We start from the raw sequence: 16083 nt of genomic DNA, 5'->3' as shown, positions 1-16083 counted from the left end.
CCTTATGAGCCGCGAAGCCGAATTTATTGCCGCGATGACTCCCTTGATTGCCGATCTGGCCGAAGACGGCAATGGCGCCGTCGCCCTTGCCGGCTCGCGCGGCAAGGGGCGCTCGGATGCGCAATCGGATTTCGACTTCAGGGTCTATGCCGATGCCTATCGCGGAACCGAGGTCCGCCAAACCGCAGCTTGGCGGCGTTTCGATGCCGCGTTGCGGGGCTGGCAGGCCGAAGGCATTCGCATGGATGGCGTCTGGATGCGCCGCTATGCCGGCGTGCAGCGCGACCTGGATGCCTGGCTTGCCGGCATCGTCGTGCCCAAAAGCTTCGAATGGACGATCTGGGGCTATCACCTGCCAACGGATCTTGCCAGCCAGCAGATCATCGCCGATCCGCGAGGCTTGCTGGCCGGCTGGAAGCAGCAACTGGCGCAATATCCGGAAGCGCTCAGGGCATCCGTTCTGCGTCAATACATGGATGTCCTGCGCTACTGGGCCAAGGATTATCATTATGAGAGCAAGGTGGTTCGCCGCGATCTCGTCTTTCTCGTCGGGCTGACGGGCAAGCTTGTTAACGCCATCCTGCAGACGGTCTTTGCCTTCAACCGCGTCTATTTTCCGGGTGACGGCTGGAACCTGCCCATGGCAGCCGAACTCGAGCGGCTGCCGCCCAACTTCCTCCAGCGAATGACCGCCATTCTGGAGCCGGAACAGGGTCCTGACAGCTGGCGTCATCAGCGGACGGAACTGGTCGGCCTGATCGCCGACCTGGAAGCCATGATCGCGGCCTGAACAGGCCGCAAGACCAAGCCGGAGGGGAGCGTCCGGAGTGTGGATGAGCGTCACTGCAACGAAAGTCATTCAGGAGGAGGAACCATCATGAAACGTTCATTGATCTTTGCTGCCGCCCTTGCGGCGAGTTCGCTACTTGGCATCGGCGCCAAGGCGGAAGATGCCCCCGTAACCCTGACCTGGCAGATGTGGGGTCAGCCCAACGATGCCGAGCTCTGGCAGAAGCTGGCCGATCTCGTCACGCAGCAATATCCCGACATCAAGGTCAAGCTGCAGCTTTCCGGCTGGGCGGATTACTGGACGCGCCTGCCGGTTCTGGCAGCATCGGGACAGGTCGCCGACATCGTGTCGATACAGTCGATGCGCGTACCCGATTTCTATTCGGTTCTGACGCCGCTCGACGACTATGTTAAGAGCAGCGACGTGAAGGTTGGCGATTTCGAGACATCCATCATGTCCGGGCTTTCCCGCGATGGAAAACTCTATGCCCTGCCCTATGACGTTGGGCCGTGGATGGTCTTTTATAACCGCGACAAATTCGCAGCCGCCGGCTTGAAGGAGCCCGCCAAGGACTGGACGTTCGATGACTTCAAGGCCGACGCCAAGGCGTTGACCAGGGACGGAACGTATGGCTACGGCACGCAGGCCTTCGATTTCATTGCAGGCCCCGTCGCGCTCGGCGCCGACTATTTCAATGCGGACAATGAATTCGATCTCACCAATGCCGGCTTCGTCGATGCCTTCAGCAAATATGCCGATCTCACCGCCAAGGATAAACTCTCGCCGGTCTTTGCTTCCGCAGCCGATGCCTCTGCGGCCAGCGGCCGCTTCGCCTCCGGCAATGTCGCCATGTATATCGACGGTCCGTGGACGCTGATTACCGCGCAGGCCAATGTCAGCTTCAAGATCGGCATCGCGCCGCTGCCGCGCGGCACCGGTCCGTCGCGCTTCATTACCGCAGGCTCAGGCTGGGGCATTTCCGCCGCCAGCCAGCATAAGGATGCCGCCTTCAAGGCGCTGCAGGTGCTGACCGGCCCGAAGGCTGCCGAAATTCTCGGTTCAGCCGGACGCGCATTGCCGGCCCGGCTCGCACAGCAGACCTCCTGGTATGACGGGGCGGCCAAGAATGTCAGCGGCACCCGCGACACGCTGGAATATATGTTCGCCCATACCACACCGTTCCGCATCAACGAGAAATGGAACCAGTTCGAGAATCTGGTGATGCAATATGTACCGCTGGCGCTGACGGGGGATTCGAAGCCCGAGGGCGTATTGAGCGACATTCAAAGCCAGCTTCCGTAATCCGGGCACTGGATCCGCAGGCGGGGCAACCGCCCGGCCCGCAGCGTCCTTGTCGAAAAGGAGAGGCCCATGATGCTGGGCAAACACACCGACATGATCGCAAGACCAAGTTCACGCTCGCGCAAATGGTCCCGAGGCGAGGGATGGACGGCCTTGTTCTTCCTGCTGCCGGGCCTGATCGGCATCGTGCTGTTCCTCGTGCTGCCGATCCTGGCGTCGATCGCGCTCAGCTTCACCAATTGGCAGTTGCTCGGCACGCCGCGTTTCATCGGCATTTCCAACTATGTGCGCCTGTTTACGACCGACCCGCAATTCTGGACGGTCATGCGCAACACCATCTTCTTCACGGCCGAATATCTGGTGCTCAACATCGTGATTTCGCTCGGCCTGGCGACCTGGATTTCGAGCCTGAAGATCGGGCAACGCTGGTTCCGGGTGATCTTCTTCCTGCCGACTTTCACACCGCTGATTGCCGTTGCCATGGTCTGGATGCTGATCTTTGCGAGCGGCGGCCTGTTCGACAGCCTGATGGCGGCGCTGTCGCTGCCCTTCGGCGGCGTTCTCAACGATCGCACACTTGCCATGCAGGCCGTTGTGCTGACATCGATCTGGGCCGGCGTCGGCTATAATACGGTTCTCTTCAACGCCGCGCTCGACATGGTGCCGACGACCTATCTCGAAGCCGCTCGCATCGATGGCGCGACGGCCTGGGACCGCTTCTGGAAAATCCGCCTGCCGCTGATCTCGCCAACGCTGTTCTTTGGCACCGTCATGACGGCGATCACCTCGCTGCAGGTCTTCGATCAGATTTTCGTCATGACCAAGGGCGGCCCGGGATCGTCGACCGCGACACTCGGCTACGCCATCTACCAGCGCGGCTTTCAGAACTTCCAGATGGGCTATGCCTCGGCCATAGCATGGGTGATGTTCGCTCTGATTATGGTGCTGACCGCTCTGCAATTCTGGTTCCAGCGCAAATGGGTGCACTATGACGCTTAAGTTTGAAACAAGGGCACGCCGGAGGCTTATACTCGATATCGTCAATCATGCGGCCCTTGCGTTCGTCGCAATCGCGTTCCTCTTTCCCTTCTTCTGGATGGTCTCGAATGCGGTGCGCTCGAATGCCGAAGTAACGGCGATACCGGTGCACATTCTGCCGGAGGTCTTCGAGTGGGACAACTTCGCCGCCGCCTGGACCCAGCTGCCTTTCGGCCGCTTTTTCCTCAACAGCGCCGTGATCGCCATTTGCGTAACGGCGATCACAGTCGTCGTTTCCTGTCTGTCCGGCTATGCTTTCGCGCGGCTGAAATTCCGCGGGCGGGAGACGCTGCTGCTCGGCTATATCGGAACGCTGATGGTGCCGCCGCTGATGCTTATCATTCCGCTATTTCTGATCGTCAACAAGCTCGGTCTGGTCAACACCTTCCCCGGCGTGATCCTGCCGATCTCCTTCGGCACCTTCGGCGCCTTCCTGATGCGGCAATTCTTTCTCTCCATCCCCATGGAGCTCGAGGAAGCGGCAAGGATCGACGGCGCCTCGCGCCTGCGCATCCTCGTCAGCATCATCGTGCCGCTCTCGATGCCGGCGATCGGGCTTCTGTCGCTCTTCACCTTCATGGGACAGTGGAACAACTTCCTCTGGCCGCTGATCGTCATGACGGGCGCCGACAATGCCACCCTGCCGGTCGGCCTCACCATGTTCCAGACGCAGCAGGGAACGCAGTGGAATTACCTGATGGCGGGCGCCACCCTCTCCATGCTTCCAGGTATCTTCCTCGCCATCATCCTGCAGAAGCTCATCTACAACAGCATCGCTCTCAATGCGGGCATGGGCGGGCGCTAAGTATTTGGTCTCAACCTGTGCCTCCAGGCTGCGTCGGAAGGGCTTCCTTCGATTGACCTTTCGAAATTCACCTCTGGAAAAAGTAAATTGTAAGGAATTCTTATCGATCGTCATGTGGCAAACCATCAAAACTCTCTTCGTCGAAGATTGGCTCTCACGCACATTTGCTGACGTGCCGCTCCTCTCCCGGACGCGATCTTCCAGCTCCTTCACTTCCGAAATGCCGACAACCGGCTCGTCAGAATCCACGGCTGCAGCACCTTCCTCGCTCAAGAGCCTGCGCCACCGGTAAAGCAGATTGGGCGCAACGCTATGGCGGCGAGCGGTGGAAGATACCGTCTCACCTGGTTCGAAACTCTGCTCGATGATTGTCAGCTTCTGCTCGGTTGTCCACGGCCTGCGGCGAACATTATCCGTCAGCAATTCAACGTGTCGATGCGCGTTAGACATAAGCCTGTCCTCGAGCCTGTGCGCGAGCCTTTCTGCTTATGCCGACTGTCCGGTCGAAATGGGGGCAGTTTAGTCCGCGAGTTTATAGTCCTTCTCCTGAGCCTTAGCCTTCCTGATTTGGATGTCCGTCAGCATCCTTGCTTCCCCTAAAATACCCGCTTTCGTACCCACATTTTTCCGGGATTGGGTGGGTTGCAATTAAAAAGCTTGGGAACTGACCTGAGACCCAATTTTCCTCCGGGATTTTGGAGAGTCTTGGTTTCAGATGCTCTGAGACCAAACCTTGGATCGCCGGATGCTGGAGTTTTCCGGCTCAGAGCAATCAGAGCACCAGCATCACGTGGATGCGGCGATAGCCGAAGCGGCGGCGCTCGGACGCAACCTGCCTCATGGCGTCCCGAATGGACGCATCGTTCGGCCGAAGGCTGCAATATCGCACGCTCGACCGATCAATGACCAGGATCGCACACGCCCGGCGCTGGCTCACGTCATGCTCTTTGCAGACATGGGCCACCGCATCCCGCTTTGCACCGGGCGTCACCATTTTTTGACGCGACATCCTTCAGAATGGCGTTGTCCAGCATCGCCTCGGCGAGCAGCCTCTTCAGCTTGGCATTCGCATCTTCCAAGGCCTTCAGCTTCCGAGCGTCAGAGACATCCATACCGCCATACTTCGCCTTGTATTTATAAAAGGTCACCTCGGATGTTCCGTGCTTGCGGCAGACGTCAGCCGTCCTCTGACCGCTCTTCTGCTCCTTCAGCATTCCGATGATTTGCTCGTCCGTAAACCGTGCACGCTTCATTCCGTCCGTCGCCCCCATGACGCTATCGCGTACCACGTCAACTTAGGATCGCGCCTCGTCCAGATCCTTCGATCTGACGAAGCACCGTTCCGTAAGCATCGTCATTCGGCGGCGGCCGGGCTTCACACCATCGGAGACGCAGAGCGAGACCAGCCATGGCCTGATGCGGCCAAGACTGACATGAACATAGCGCTGCCGCCTAGCATCGAAACGCGCATCGATGACGGCCATCCGGGCCCTCGATCTCCTCCCGGCTCAGAAGCGGCTTGCCCTCCACCAGTTCGTCCATACGATCCGTATAATCTCCGAAATTCTCAAAGGCGGTGGCTTCCGACTCGGCGGTTCCATACCGAAAAGCCGGCGGTAGTTCCCCTCACCCATTTTATGGCGTTGTGCGATCGCCAGTTCCCTGGCTCTTGAATCGCCATGTGTGGCAACGGAGAAAGCCTTGCCCTTTTGTCGCCCGTTAGGAAGAAATACTGGCGATCCAGTACCCACCCTTGCCATTGTTGCGCCCCTTTTTGAAGCTTACTCCGGTCACGCCGCTGATATTGAGTCTGCCAGATGTAGTGATCCGTTCGTGCATGGTGGTCAGCGGCACCGCGATATGCAAGGGCTTCATGGAGAACCGCTTCATTCGAGCCGTAAACGCTGTTGGCGAAGAAACGATTCACCTCACGGCTACTATGCTTGAGGTCCATCGTCCATCCCGACGCCATATGCGGCGATCGATGGTTTACGGGGATCTCACCGGCTTCATAGCGCACAATCCCGTACGAGTTCGCGACAGCGTCATCCATAGCGGAGGTCCGCACCCTGTTGATGGTTGTGTAAGGTCTTGCCTCCATGCGGAAAGAAACCTGCTGCAACGCCCGACACCCCAAGCAGCAAATTTGGAATACGGGCGCCCGCATCTGGACGCCCGTGCCCGATAGCTAAGACAGCTTCGAGGCAGCTGGCTCATTGAGATAGAGCGTCGCATGGGGCGCCTTCTGTAGAATAGACGCTGGGCACATGAAACTCACTGGCCCCTCCAACACCTTCTTGATGATTTCGGCTTTGTCCTCGTCGTGCACCAGTGCCAATACGCGGCCTGGTTTGAGCAAAGCATGCATTGTCAGGGACAGGCCATAGCGCGGCACATCGTTGACGTTCTGGAAGATCCCGTTGTTCTTCACTTGATTTCGTGTGGTTTCGTCGAGGAAGACCACCTTGATGATATCGGTCGTGTCGAAATCTGCCGGCGGATCATTAAAGGCCAAATGGCCACTGTTGCCGATACCGACGACGCAGAGTACCGGCTGCAGATCGTTGTAGAGCTTGGTATAGCGCGCCAGCTCCTCCTCCACCGGTTCATAATCGCCCTTCATCGGGAAGAACGCCTTCGGCTTGACCTGGTCCAGGAGGTGCTTGCGCATGCGACTTGCACCGCTTTCGGGACGCTCCTCTGCGACACCCATATAGGTGTCGACATGCAGGACGGTGATCTTCGACCATTCAATATCGCTTCTCGCTTTTAAGGCCGTATAAAAGGCCTGCTGCGCTGCACCGAGTGCCATGATAATCGCGATCTCATCTTTCTTGGCCAACTCGGCCTTGACGACCGCCGCCAAGGCGTCCGCCGCCGCCTCGCCGAGTTCCCGATCGCTCGGTGCGATCAGGACCTCCAGTTCACCGTACTTTTTCTGTCGCATGATAGTCTCCTTACTTTTAGAGCGGATCTGGCGTCCGCGGATGAAAGGCGCAAAGAAACACCGTCCGCAAGACATGGCCTTGCAGCTCTAGGGGTTCAGTTCGTTGGGCGAAGCCGCCGAATAAGATCAGCGAATTGCTATGATCTTCGTCTTGAAACGACTTTGGACGCTGAATTCTTTCTCCAGATCAATGAAGGTTTCCTCCAGAACACCTTGGAGCGCGTCGTGGTCGCGTTCACGCATCGCATTCAAAAGCCGGGTATGAACATCGATCATATGACGCCCGTGGACCGCGTCATTATCCAATGCTCCCCGCAGCGGATTGAGCTCGCGATAGATACCGGTCATCGTCCGCAGCAGGATCTGATTTCCTGCGGCATGAGCAACGCGCCGATGAAACATGCCGTCCGCACGTCGCACCATGCGAGGATCGTTGATGTGCTTTTCCATCAGCACGATGGTATCGGCAATCCGTCCGATTGCCTCTTCGGACGCGTTGTCCGCCGCAAGGTGATAGACAATCGGTTCGAGCAAACGACGCGTGGCGATCAATTCAGCGGCATGGTGAACCTCATGAGCAATATTGCGGCCGAGCACGTCGACCGGAATCATCTCCGATGCGACAAAGACGCCGCCTGCCTGACCGGCCCGTATCTTGAGCACGCCCGACGTCTCCAGAATCCGTAGCGCCTGACGGAGTGTCGGGCGCGATACCTCCATAAGTTTGGCGAGTTCGCTTTCGTTCGGCAGGCGATCGCCTTGCTTCAAACCCTGTGCATCGATAGCCTCGACGATACGATCGATAATGGCCTCGAATGTGCGATGAACCTTGATCGGCGCAAAAATCCGCAAAATTGATTGCTCCTCCTCACCGATCTGTTCGTGACGACGTGTCGGCAACTGATTTGTCATTGCACATCCTCCGGTCCCCCAGAGCCCAATAGAGTGCCGAGTTCAGCGGCATGTTCAATCTTCGACACCGCGACATCGGCCCGGAAAGAGACTTCCAAATCCCGTTCGTAAACTTGGATGGCTCGATCCAGATAGTCGACCGCAGCCTTCTTGATCGAGCCATTTATCACAATTATCGCCGGATGGTAGAAGCGGGAAATCATCTGCAATACCCCTGCGAGAGTGTTGGTGAATATATCGACAGCCTGCACTGCCGCTTGCTCACCAAGACGCGCCCGCTCGAAGACAGTGATGGCTTCGGCATCTCCGCCTGAGAAAGACGAATACATCTCCCGCAAGCCTCGTCCGCAAACAGTGCGATCAAGCGAGCGATAGTCCCCAAACGCCTCGATATAGACTTTCAGTTCCGAAATAAGCCCGGCAGCAAACCGCCCTCGAAGCACCCTGTCGCCGTCGAAAAGACCGACCCCAATCCCCGTTCCAAGGTTGAGCATGGCGATCGGACCTTTTTTATGGTTGCCAAGTCTGGCCTCGGCAACTGTCATCGCATGGATATCGTCATCAACCCGTACATGCTGATCCAGACCGCTCTGTAAAAATTCCTCCAGATGGAAATCCACGTTCCCTCCCATCAATGAACTGTAAGGGACACGACCGCGGTCGATCACACCGTTGAGGCTGACGGCCACTGCATTAGCCGAAGCCGGCATTTGCGCGCGTATAAGGCTTAGCAGATCATCGGCGAAACGACGGGTTCCACGCCGCAGCAGAGCCGTTGGAATTCTCGCTATCGGTGTAGCGGCATAGTCTTCTTCAATACGGCAGAACTGGATCTTGGTACCGCCGATATCGACCCCCAATGCACATGCCATCAGACGACCCTATAGGCGATGGGAGCAGGATCATCGTCTCCGACAAGATGTAGCGCCTCAACCGGTCCGAATTCAGCACCGATTGCGGCGCGATACTGGATGGTCCACCTTCCACCAGCATCCATGACCGCAACACCATGATACGGCAGGATTCGGGACCATGTGTTGACCGGGACGACCGCCAAATTCTCAGGCTTGGGCGACACGGTCAATTTCAGCGCAAACGGCCGAAGCGCGTGCAAATAGCCGGACGAGTCCCGCAGGGCCAGCAGCGATCGGTAGGCAAAGAATTGCCTGTGGGCAACCTTGTCGATGTAATCGCGAGGATACCGCAGAGCCGAATCGGTCTTTTCCGAATCATAAGCCTCGACAAGAACCGCTGGCTCATAATCCCAGGTCGGCACAGAAGTTCGTTGGGCCGCAACGGTGGTTGCATAAGCCTCGCGAACCACTGGATCGTTCTGCTGCCATAGTTCGCGGAGCCGCTCCTGCTCGTGGATCCATCTTGCCTCAAAGTTTGGAATCTGCGTGGTCATATCATCGAGGCTGTGAAACGTCACCCTATCCCGGTCGACGCCGGCCAATGCTACGACCTGATCAATGCCCGCCCGATAGGCGGCCACCCGGGATGCCGGCACGCCTTGGCAGCGACCGAGAATGCCTTCCTCCAGAATGGTCAACCGTCCGCCGGGTTCGTATATAGTGGCAATCGCATCCAGAACCGCTTGAAACCGCCGCAGCATCAACGCTTCACCGGCGTCAGGAGCCTGACGATCCGTCTTCAGCGGATTGGGGACCTTATAGGGGAAGGCCATCGCCACGAATTCAATAGGCTTTCGCTGCTCGGTGAACAGCGAGATTCTTTCAAGCCACGCTTTGCGATTGGCCGGAATGAAGCCAGGGTCGCCGAACATCACCTCGTCGTGCGTGAAAATCGACAATATACGCTGCTCGAGCTTTCCCTCGTCATCGACCGTAATGGCCACGTCATTCCGCGACAGCAAATTTCTCAATGCGCCGAGCTCGATCTCGACATTCGCGGAGATCTGGGGAGGATTGAAATGGCGCGGCAGGGACGCATTAACGTAGATGTATGGACTGGACATTCTTATTCCATTCTATTGGCGCACGCGTGCCATGAATTCGGCCGTGCGGGGATTTTGGGAATGGCGGATGATTTGCCGAGGTTCTCCGGCCTCGGCAACGCAGCCCTGGTCTATGAAGAACAAGACGTCGCCAACTTCTTCGGCAAACCTGATCTCGTGCGTCACGATCATCATCGTGATGCCCTCTTTTGCGAGATCCCGGATGACTGCGAGGACTTCTCCAACCAACTCCGGGTCTAATGCCGACGTCGGCTCATCGAAGAGGACAAGGGTGGGATTCATGGCGATTGCACGTGCAATCGCCACACGCTGCTGCTGGCCGCCGGAGAGTTGAGCCGGATACGCATAAGCCTTGTCCGAAAGACCGACCCGATCGAGGAGTTCCATACCCCTTTCGTGCACTTGCCTGCGACTGCTGCCGCCGACGAGCCTCAGACCAGACGTTACGTTGTCCAGAGCGGTCATGTTCGGGAACAGATTGAAGCGCTGGAATACCATGCCGATCCTTGCACGACGGGCAGCATTGACGCGCTCGCTTGCCTCAATCCATCTGTCGCTGCGCCGTTCCGCTCCGACAATGTAGTCTTCCACCCAGAGTTCCCCTTCCTGATACGTTTCAAGCCGATTGACGCATCGAAGCAGCGTACTTTTACCCGACCCGGAAGGGCCGATCACGAAGGCTGCCTGACCCTGCTCTACGGTCAGGTCAATCCCTTTGAGGACCGGATGGGTGCCGTAAGATTTCTCCAGTCCCTTGATCTTAACGATATCGCTCATCCCGAACCTCATAGCTTTGCCGGCGTGGTCATGACCGCCGCAACGCTACGCGACAGGTGCGTTTCCAATCGCGACTGCAGGAAGGAGGCAACCGTCACCAGCACGAGATACCAGAGCGATGCAACGATCAGCATTTCGATGACATAGAAATTTTGCGCTGCGATCGATTGGCTGGTGCCCAAGATTTCCCGCGTGCCGATCACGTAGACCAGCGAGGTTGCCTTCAACAGATCAATCGCCAAATTGCCAGCAGCGGGAATGATCACCCGTATGGCTTGTGGCAAGACGATCTTAATGAGGGCACGCGCAGGCGTCATCCCGATTGACAGAGCTGCTTCCGTTTGACCGCGATCGATCGCGATCAGTCCGCCACGGATGACTTCACACATGAAAGCACTGACATTCAACAGCAATCCCAGCAATGCGGCCGTCGTCGGCGTGATCAAGCTATTTGTAGAGACCGCCAGCCCGGGAAGATGAATCTGCGGCAGAAACAGTCCGAAATTGAACCAGAAGACGACCTGGACCAAAAGCGGCGTTCCACGGAAGAACCAAATATAGGCGCCGGCTATCACGTTGAGCACGGCGCTCTTCGATATGCGCATGGATGCGAGGATCGTACCAAGCACAGCGGATCCGGCAAGCGAGGCAGCCGTCAGCATCAGCGTATTCATGACGCCTTGCAGCATCACTGTGGAGAAGAAATAATCAACGATGACATCCCAGCGGATGCGACCACTGCCAATCACCAGGGCGGCCAATCCGAAGATTACAATGATCGCAGCAGCAGCTGCGATCACATTCGGTATCCAGGCTCCCGGCCTGCGGTGAATCCGCAGAACCGATCTGTTACCGGTGTTCATCCCAGACATCTCAGAACAAGGGAGCATTGAGAAGGAACTGGTCCATTGCACCATCGCCGACATTCCACTTGTCCATGATCTTCTGATAGCTGCCATCTTCCTTCATCGCCTGCATGGAACCGGCCAGCGCCGCCATCAGATCGGTCGACGTCTTGGAGAAGGCAATGCCCTGATTGGCGGGAGCAAAACGCGTGACCGGTGACAGCTCCAGCTGGGTCTGGATGCCCTCCGTGGCCGTCTTCAGCGCGTAGTTGCTGACGCCGTAGGTGTTCATTGTCGCATCCGCCTGCCCGCTCGCGACCGCCAGATATGGTGCGGCTTGGTCGGCCGTTTCCGAGACCGTCACTGGTGCGGAGCATTTCTTGTTAAGATCATCGATAATGGCGGGAAAAAGGGAGCCGGTGACGATTGCCACATGTTTGCCGCAGAGATCATTCATTGTCTTGATGTTCTTCGGATTACCCTTCGGGACGATGACGCCGGACCCCTCCTGCGAGTAGGCGATGAAATTGACGACATCCTCCCGCTTCTTGGTGTCCGCCATCGCGCTGACATAAAGGTCGTAGCGGCCCGATTGGACGCCAGGTATGCCAGCGGTAAATTGGATCACGCTCCAGTTCACAGTCAGCCCGAGACGCTTTGCTGCATCGTTGACGAGATCGACGTCGACGCCCTGGGGCGCGCCGCTCTTTTGATCGACGAAGGACCAGGGTGCATTGGCGTCGGTCGTCGCCGCATTGATCGTGCCGCGCGATTTGATGTCGGCCGGCAAATACCGAACGAAACTGCTCTCGACAGGCATGTTCTGCTTGACTTCAAACGTCTGCGCCTGGGCGGCACCCAGTGCTAGTGCCCAAATTGACAGACCGGCGGCTAAGGCCAAAGTAGCACGCGACAACCGATTTTCCATTGACATGTGAACCCCTGTTTTATCTCGACAGGCGAAAGTGTAACTCCTTTTCCATTTAAATGGCAATAGAGTTTCTAGTTAAAACTTTGAAGCGCTGAATAGATGGACCTGATCCGCTCGAAGCTACAGCAAGCCCGCCGGGCTCCGCGGCTGTCCTGGATTGCATACAAATCCACATTCGAATCGGGCCGATCGGCCGTCGAGGATGCTGAGAAGCGTCTATTCAAAGGGATGCGCGCCATCACGCTTGTGCGTGATCTCATCTGGCGTTTTTACAAATCGTTGAATGCTTGGAAACAAAGACCTTTACCGCAGACGATCTCAGGAATCCGACGGGGCTCGAAAGGATATTCCTATTACGCACCGATTATATTCCTGTCGCAAAGCTACCTGAACGCCTACATGGACGAAAAGAGGAGCTGCTCGCGGTTCTCAAGTGTCCGCATATCTCTTTGCACACCAAAGCGTCGGACAACGACCTGAGGACCTTCAATATCAAGTGAAAAATCTTTGGCGGTACGATAAGCCGCGACAGCCGCGTGGGGCTACACCCGACTTGGGCTGATGAAGACATATCGGAAGCTCGGTCTTTCCTTCTGGCATTATCTGGGCGACCGGCTCGGTTGCGACGGTCAGGCGGTGCCGTTGGCGGGTCTCGTCGTCGCAGGAATCTGAAAATCCGACTGCCGCCCGGAGCGCGAATTCCTATCTCATCCGCGGAGACGCGTTTGCGCTCAGAACGTTTGCCAGTATTCTGGTCAACGCCGAAACAAGATCGTTGGAACATGATGGCCACCCCACCTATTGAGATTTCAAAGCTCCGTGAAATAGGCTGGTCGCTTTGGGATCCCATCGGTCTACTGCCTGTCGGGAAAAATTGGCGCGATGACGCCTGTCGAGCGTTCATCGACGAATATGATCAATACTCATAGTGGCCGCCGGCCTGTTGCGTAATGGAAGCGCTGAGGCCGAGGATGCCCACCTGTTGGAGATGAACTTTCCTGCAAAGGATTCAGGCATCATGCGCATCCATGCTTGGAATATGACCAACCAGTTGGACCCAAATGGCTACTTCATTCTCGACCAGCATGCGATCGTAACGCTTTTATTCGAGGGCGTAAGCGCGATCGAATGCGTGGATTACGACATGATACCCGGCATTATCCTTGATTTGACATCAGCAAAATAGACGATCGCTTTGTCATCGAGTGGGGCGCGGGCTACGGCGCGACGGGTTCCGTCACGACCAAAATGGTGAGGATCGCGCTTACACCGGGGAAGCCAGAGTAATCATGGCCGGAAGGCCAAAGGCGATGGAGGTCTTCTCTTTTTATGCACAGCCTCATCCTCAGATACAAAGCAGAAGACGATTGGCACGGCGAGCTTTCCGCGATAATTGCCTGCGGTGATTTCACGGGTCGTGGCGCGGCGTGGTTCAACATCTCGGATTTGATGGCGTTCGCCCGATCAATCGAAGCCTATCCGATTGACACCGGTAGCGCACCCGACCTCGTCGGCGGGACGTGGAAGGATAAGGGAACGCTGGACCGAGCGACGGTTCACATCCGGATAGAGCCGATCGGCCACCGCGGACTGCTGAGAGTGACTGTCGAAGTCGCAACCAACGACAATTCGCCAGATTTCAGTGGAGACCTCCGCGTCGAGCTTTCCGTCACATACAGGGACCTGGCAAATTTCCAATCGTCGCTCGCCCAGCATCTCAGCGGCCGCTCGGCAGAGGCAACGCTGGAGCGGTCGTGAAGTAGCTTCCGGGTTTGTCGCGCTTGAATAGCTAGGCCATGCAGCCGACTGGTGGAAGATTGCGTCGCCGGCGCAATCGCACATGAATTCGCACTGTCACCCAATCTACCCCTTTTACAATAGCAAGCCAAATTCTCCGATTTTCACTCTATTAACCATGAAACCGATGTCTCGGTCTTCCTGGATCAGTGGATTCTCCCGGAAATCCGGGCTTTTGGCCAGTTTTCATCCAGGCTCGGTGATCTCGTTTGCCTGATCGAGTGGAATAACGCCCATCGAACCGGCCGGCCCGCTGCCCTCCCCTCCTGCTTCCCTGCGTCGGAATCTGCTGTCGCTTTGTCCTTAATTTCGAGATTTTTCGCGTTGCGCATCAACAGACGCCACTTTTTGTCCTTAAATGCGAGACGCCGATTAGCTTCGTTCGATGGTATTTGATATTGAGGCGGGGCGTCGGTTCTCAATCTGGCAACCGATCCGGTTCCCTATCCATAGCAGCCAACCGCCCACCCCTGTGAGCCCTGTCTCAACTTTAGAGGCAAAATCTCGAATTTAAGGGCTAAATATTAGATTTAGGGACAAAGAAAGGCCTTTAATTTTGTTGAGGCTCTCATCTCGCCTTTAAGAGCAAAACAACACCGGTGTACGCAAGGCCTAGCCGCGCATCATCGGGTCGCCGTTTGCGGTCTGTTCGTCATCCCGCCCACACTCATCACGAAGGCAAGCACACCGATGGCTGCCAGGGCGGCGGCCGGCACCAGCATGGCGGAGACGGGACTTCCCGCCACGCCCGCGACCCACGGCATCAGGTTTTGCGCGAAGAAGCCGCCGAGATTACCAATGGTGCTGATCGCCGCGATCGCCAAGGCGACGTGCTTGCCCGAGAAGAACAGCGACGGCAGGAACCACAGGCAGGGGAACAGCAGCGATATGCATGGCGTGCCGATCGACATGGCGACCATGCGCATCCAGTTCTGCGGCAGCGTCGTGCTCAGATAGAAGCAGACGAGGCCGAGGCAGGAAATCGCGACCATGGCGAACAGGACCGTCCTTTCCTTGCGCAGGTGGCGCGGGATGATGACCAGTGCGGCAACGCCGACGACCCAGGGGATCGCACTCAGGAGACCGTTCTGCGTTCCTGACACGCCGAAGCCGCGTACGACCGTCGGCAACCAGTAGATGACGCCGTAGAGCGAGGTGAGGATCAGCATGTAGACGAGCGAGAGGAGCAGCACCCGTCCGTCCCAGATGACGGAGAGCGGGTTGCCGTGCTGTCCGGCGGGCTCCTCGGCGCCGAGGCGCTTTTTGAGCCAGTCGCATTCGCCGGCATCGAGGAACCTTGCCTTGGCCGGACCGTCGGGAAGCGACAAAAGCGCGAAGGGGAACAGCGCCAGTGCCGGTAGGCCGGTCATTATGAACACCCATTGCCAGCCCGCAAGGCCCAGCGTCCCGTCGAGATCGAGGAGAAAGCCGCTCACGAGCGAGCCGAACAGATTGCCGAAGGCGCTGCCGAGCGTCAGGAAACCCAGAACCTTGGCGCGATGGTTCTTCGGAAACCACAGCGTGAAATAGTAGATGATGCCGGGATAGGCGCCGGCCTCCGCGCAGCCGACGAGAAAGCGGAGAGCGGCGAACAGACTGCCCGATGTCACCCAGGCGGTAGCGATCGTGAGAATTCCCCAGGTCAGGAGGATGCGGGCAAGCCATAGGCGTGCGCCGAAGCGATTGACCGCATAGGCACTCGGAACCTCGAGCACCAGATAGCCTATGAAGAAGAGTGACGATGCCATGCCGTATAATTGCTCGGTCATCTGCAAAGCAGAGACCATCTGCAACTTCGCAAAGCCCACATTGGCGCGGTCGATGATGGCGATCAGATAGATCAGCACCGCCAGCGGCACGACGCGCCAAACGATCTTTTGAAACAGTTTTTCCTCGTCGATCGTCTCATGTCCTGTCGCAAGCGACATCGTCTTCCTCCTCCCGTGTTTCATGTCTGCGCG

General features: G+C 57.4%; 16 protein-coding genes and 2 pseudogenes. 6 read left to right on the top strand and 12 right to left on the bottom strand.

The window, feature by feature from the left end:
• Positions 1-4 precede the first annotated feature (4 nt).
• From ACJJVH_RS19155 to ACJJVH_RS19140, 4 genes are all read left to right on the top strand, one after another.
• Positions 5-790, top strand: a complete 786-nt coding sequence (locus ACJJVH_RS19155; RefSeq protein WP_412065772.1) for a DUF4037 domain-containing protein — start codon at positions 5-7, stop codon at positions 788-790.
• Between the two features lie 87 nt (positions 791-877).
• Positions 878-2092: an ABC transporter substrate-binding protein gene (locus ACJJVH_RS19150; protein WP_412065771.1), complete on the top strand. Its 1215-nt coding sequence runs from the start codon at positions 878-880 to the stop codon at positions 2090-2092.
• Positions 2093-2185: 93 nt separating this feature from the next.
• The gene (locus ACJJVH_RS19145; protein WP_412066233.1) at positions 2186-3091 is read left to right on the top strand and encodes a carbohydrate ABC transporter permease; all 906 of its coding nucleotides are present in this window, start codon (positions 2186-2188) and stop codon (positions 3089-3091) included.
• Positions 3081-3935 (top strand): carbohydrate ABC transporter permease, encoded by an 855-nt coding sequence (locus tag ACJJVH_RS19140; RefSeq protein WP_412065770.1) that lies wholly within the window; start codon positions 3081-3083, stop codon positions 3933-3935. The genes ACJJVH_RS19145 and ACJJVH_RS19140 overlap by 11 nt, the downstream gene beginning before the upstream one ends.
• A 183-nt stretch (positions 3936-4118) precedes the next feature.
• Here the strand turns inward: ACJJVH_RS19140 and ACJJVH_RS19135 are convergent.
• The 11 genes and pseudogenes from ACJJVH_RS19135 to ACJJVH_RS19085 form a co-directional block, all read right to left on the bottom strand.
• Positions 4119-4385 (bottom strand): annotated as a pseudogene (locus tag ACJJVH_RS19135) (transposase); the annotation flags it as partial.
• 331 nt (positions 4386-4716) lie between these two features.
• Positions 4717-5188: pseudogene (locus tag ACJJVH_RS19130) on the bottom strand (transposase); the annotation flags it as partial.
• A gap of 42 nt (positions 5189-5230) precedes the next feature.
• Positions 5231-5419 (bottom strand): hypothetical protein, encoded by a 189-nt coding sequence (locus ACJJVH_RS19125; RefSeq protein WP_412065769.1) that lies wholly within the window; start codon positions 5417-5419, stop codon positions 5231-5233.
• An 83-nt stretch (positions 5420-5502) separates the two neighbouring features.
• Positions 5503-5988 (bottom strand): hypothetical protein, encoded by a 486-nt coding sequence (locus ACJJVH_RS19120; RefSeq protein ID WP_412065768.1) that lies wholly within the window; start codon positions 5986-5988, stop codon positions 5503-5505.
• Between the two features lie 135 nt (positions 5989-6123).
• On the bottom strand, positions 6124-6882 hold the full coding sequence (locus tag ACJJVH_RS19115) for a 6-phosphogluconolactonase (protein ID WP_412065767.1): 759 nt from the start codon (positions 6880-6882) through the stop codon (positions 6124-6126).
• 126 nt (positions 6883-7008) lie between these two features.
• Positions 7009-7794 (bottom strand): FadR/GntR family transcriptional regulator, encoded by a 786-nt coding sequence (locus ACJJVH_RS19110; RefSeq protein WP_412065766.1) that lies wholly within the window; start codon positions 7792-7794, stop codon positions 7009-7011.
• Positions 7791-8666, bottom strand: coding sequence for an ROK family protein (locus ACJJVH_RS19105; RefSeq protein ID WP_412065765.1), 876 nt, complete (start codon positions 8664-8666; stop codon positions 7791-7793). The genes ACJJVH_RS19110 and ACJJVH_RS19105 overlap by 4 nt, the downstream gene beginning before the upstream one ends.
• Positions 8666-9772 carry an L-tyrosine/L-tryptophan isonitrile synthase family protein gene (locus ACJJVH_RS19100; RefSeq protein WP_412065764.1) on the bottom strand — a complete coding sequence of 369 codons (1107 nt, stop codon included), beginning with the start codon at positions 9770-9772 and terminating at the stop codon, positions 8666-8668. Before ACJJVH_RS19100 ends, ACJJVH_RS19105 begins: the two co-directional genes overlap by 1 nt.
• Positions 9773-9784: 12 nt before the next feature.
• The gene (locus tag ACJJVH_RS19095) at positions 9785-10549 is read right to left on the bottom strand and encodes an amino acid ABC transporter ATP-binding protein (RefSeq protein WP_412065763.1); all 765 of its coding nucleotides are present in this window, start codon (positions 10547-10549) and stop codon (positions 9785-9787) included.
• A gap of 8 nt (positions 10550-10557) precedes the next feature.
• Entirely contained in the window at positions 10558-11349 is a 792-nt protein-coding gene (locus ACJJVH_RS19090; RefSeq protein WP_412065762.1) for an amino acid ABC transporter permease, read from the bottom strand.
• 73 nt (positions 11350-11422) lie between these two features.
• The gene (locus ACJJVH_RS19085; RefSeq protein ID WP_412065761.1) at positions 11423-12388 is read right to left on the bottom strand and encodes an ABC transporter substrate-binding protein; all 966 of its coding nucleotides are present in this window, start codon (positions 12386-12388) and stop codon (positions 11423-11425) included.
• 865 nt (positions 12389-13253) lie between these two features.
• Between ACJJVH_RS19085 and ACJJVH_RS19080 the strand changes: the two genes are divergently transcribed.
• Both ACJJVH_RS19080 and ACJJVH_RS19075 read left to right on the top strand, forming a co-directional pair.
• Positions 13254-13511: a hypothetical protein gene (locus ACJJVH_RS19080; RefSeq protein ID WP_412065760.1), complete on the top strand. Its 258-nt coding sequence runs from the start codon at positions 13254-13256 to the stop codon at positions 13509-13511.
• A gap of 143 nt (positions 13512-13654) precedes the next feature.
• Positions 13655-14083 carry a hypothetical protein gene (locus ACJJVH_RS19075; RefSeq protein WP_412065759.1) on the top strand — a complete coding sequence of 143 codons (429 nt, stop codon included), beginning with the start codon at positions 13655-13657 and terminating at the stop codon, positions 14081-14083.
• A gap of 662 nt (positions 14084-14745) precedes the next feature.
• On the opposite strand, the gene ACJJVH_RS19070 is transcribed toward ACJJVH_RS19075, so the two are convergent.
• Positions 14746-16050, bottom strand: coding sequence for an MFS transporter (locus ACJJVH_RS19070; RefSeq protein WP_412065758.1), 1305 nt, complete (start codon positions 16048-16050; stop codon positions 14746-14748).
• Positions 16051-16083: the final 33 nt, after the last annotated feature.

Origin of the sequence: Rhizobium sp. SYY.PMSO (assembly GCF_046840415.1) — a bacterium.
GTDB lineage: Bacteria > Pseudomonadota > Alphaproteobacteria > Rhizobiales > Rhizobiaceae > Rhizobium.
Note: the sequence above shows the minus strand (reverse complement) of the source record. Positions and strands in the feature narration are given on the sequence as shown.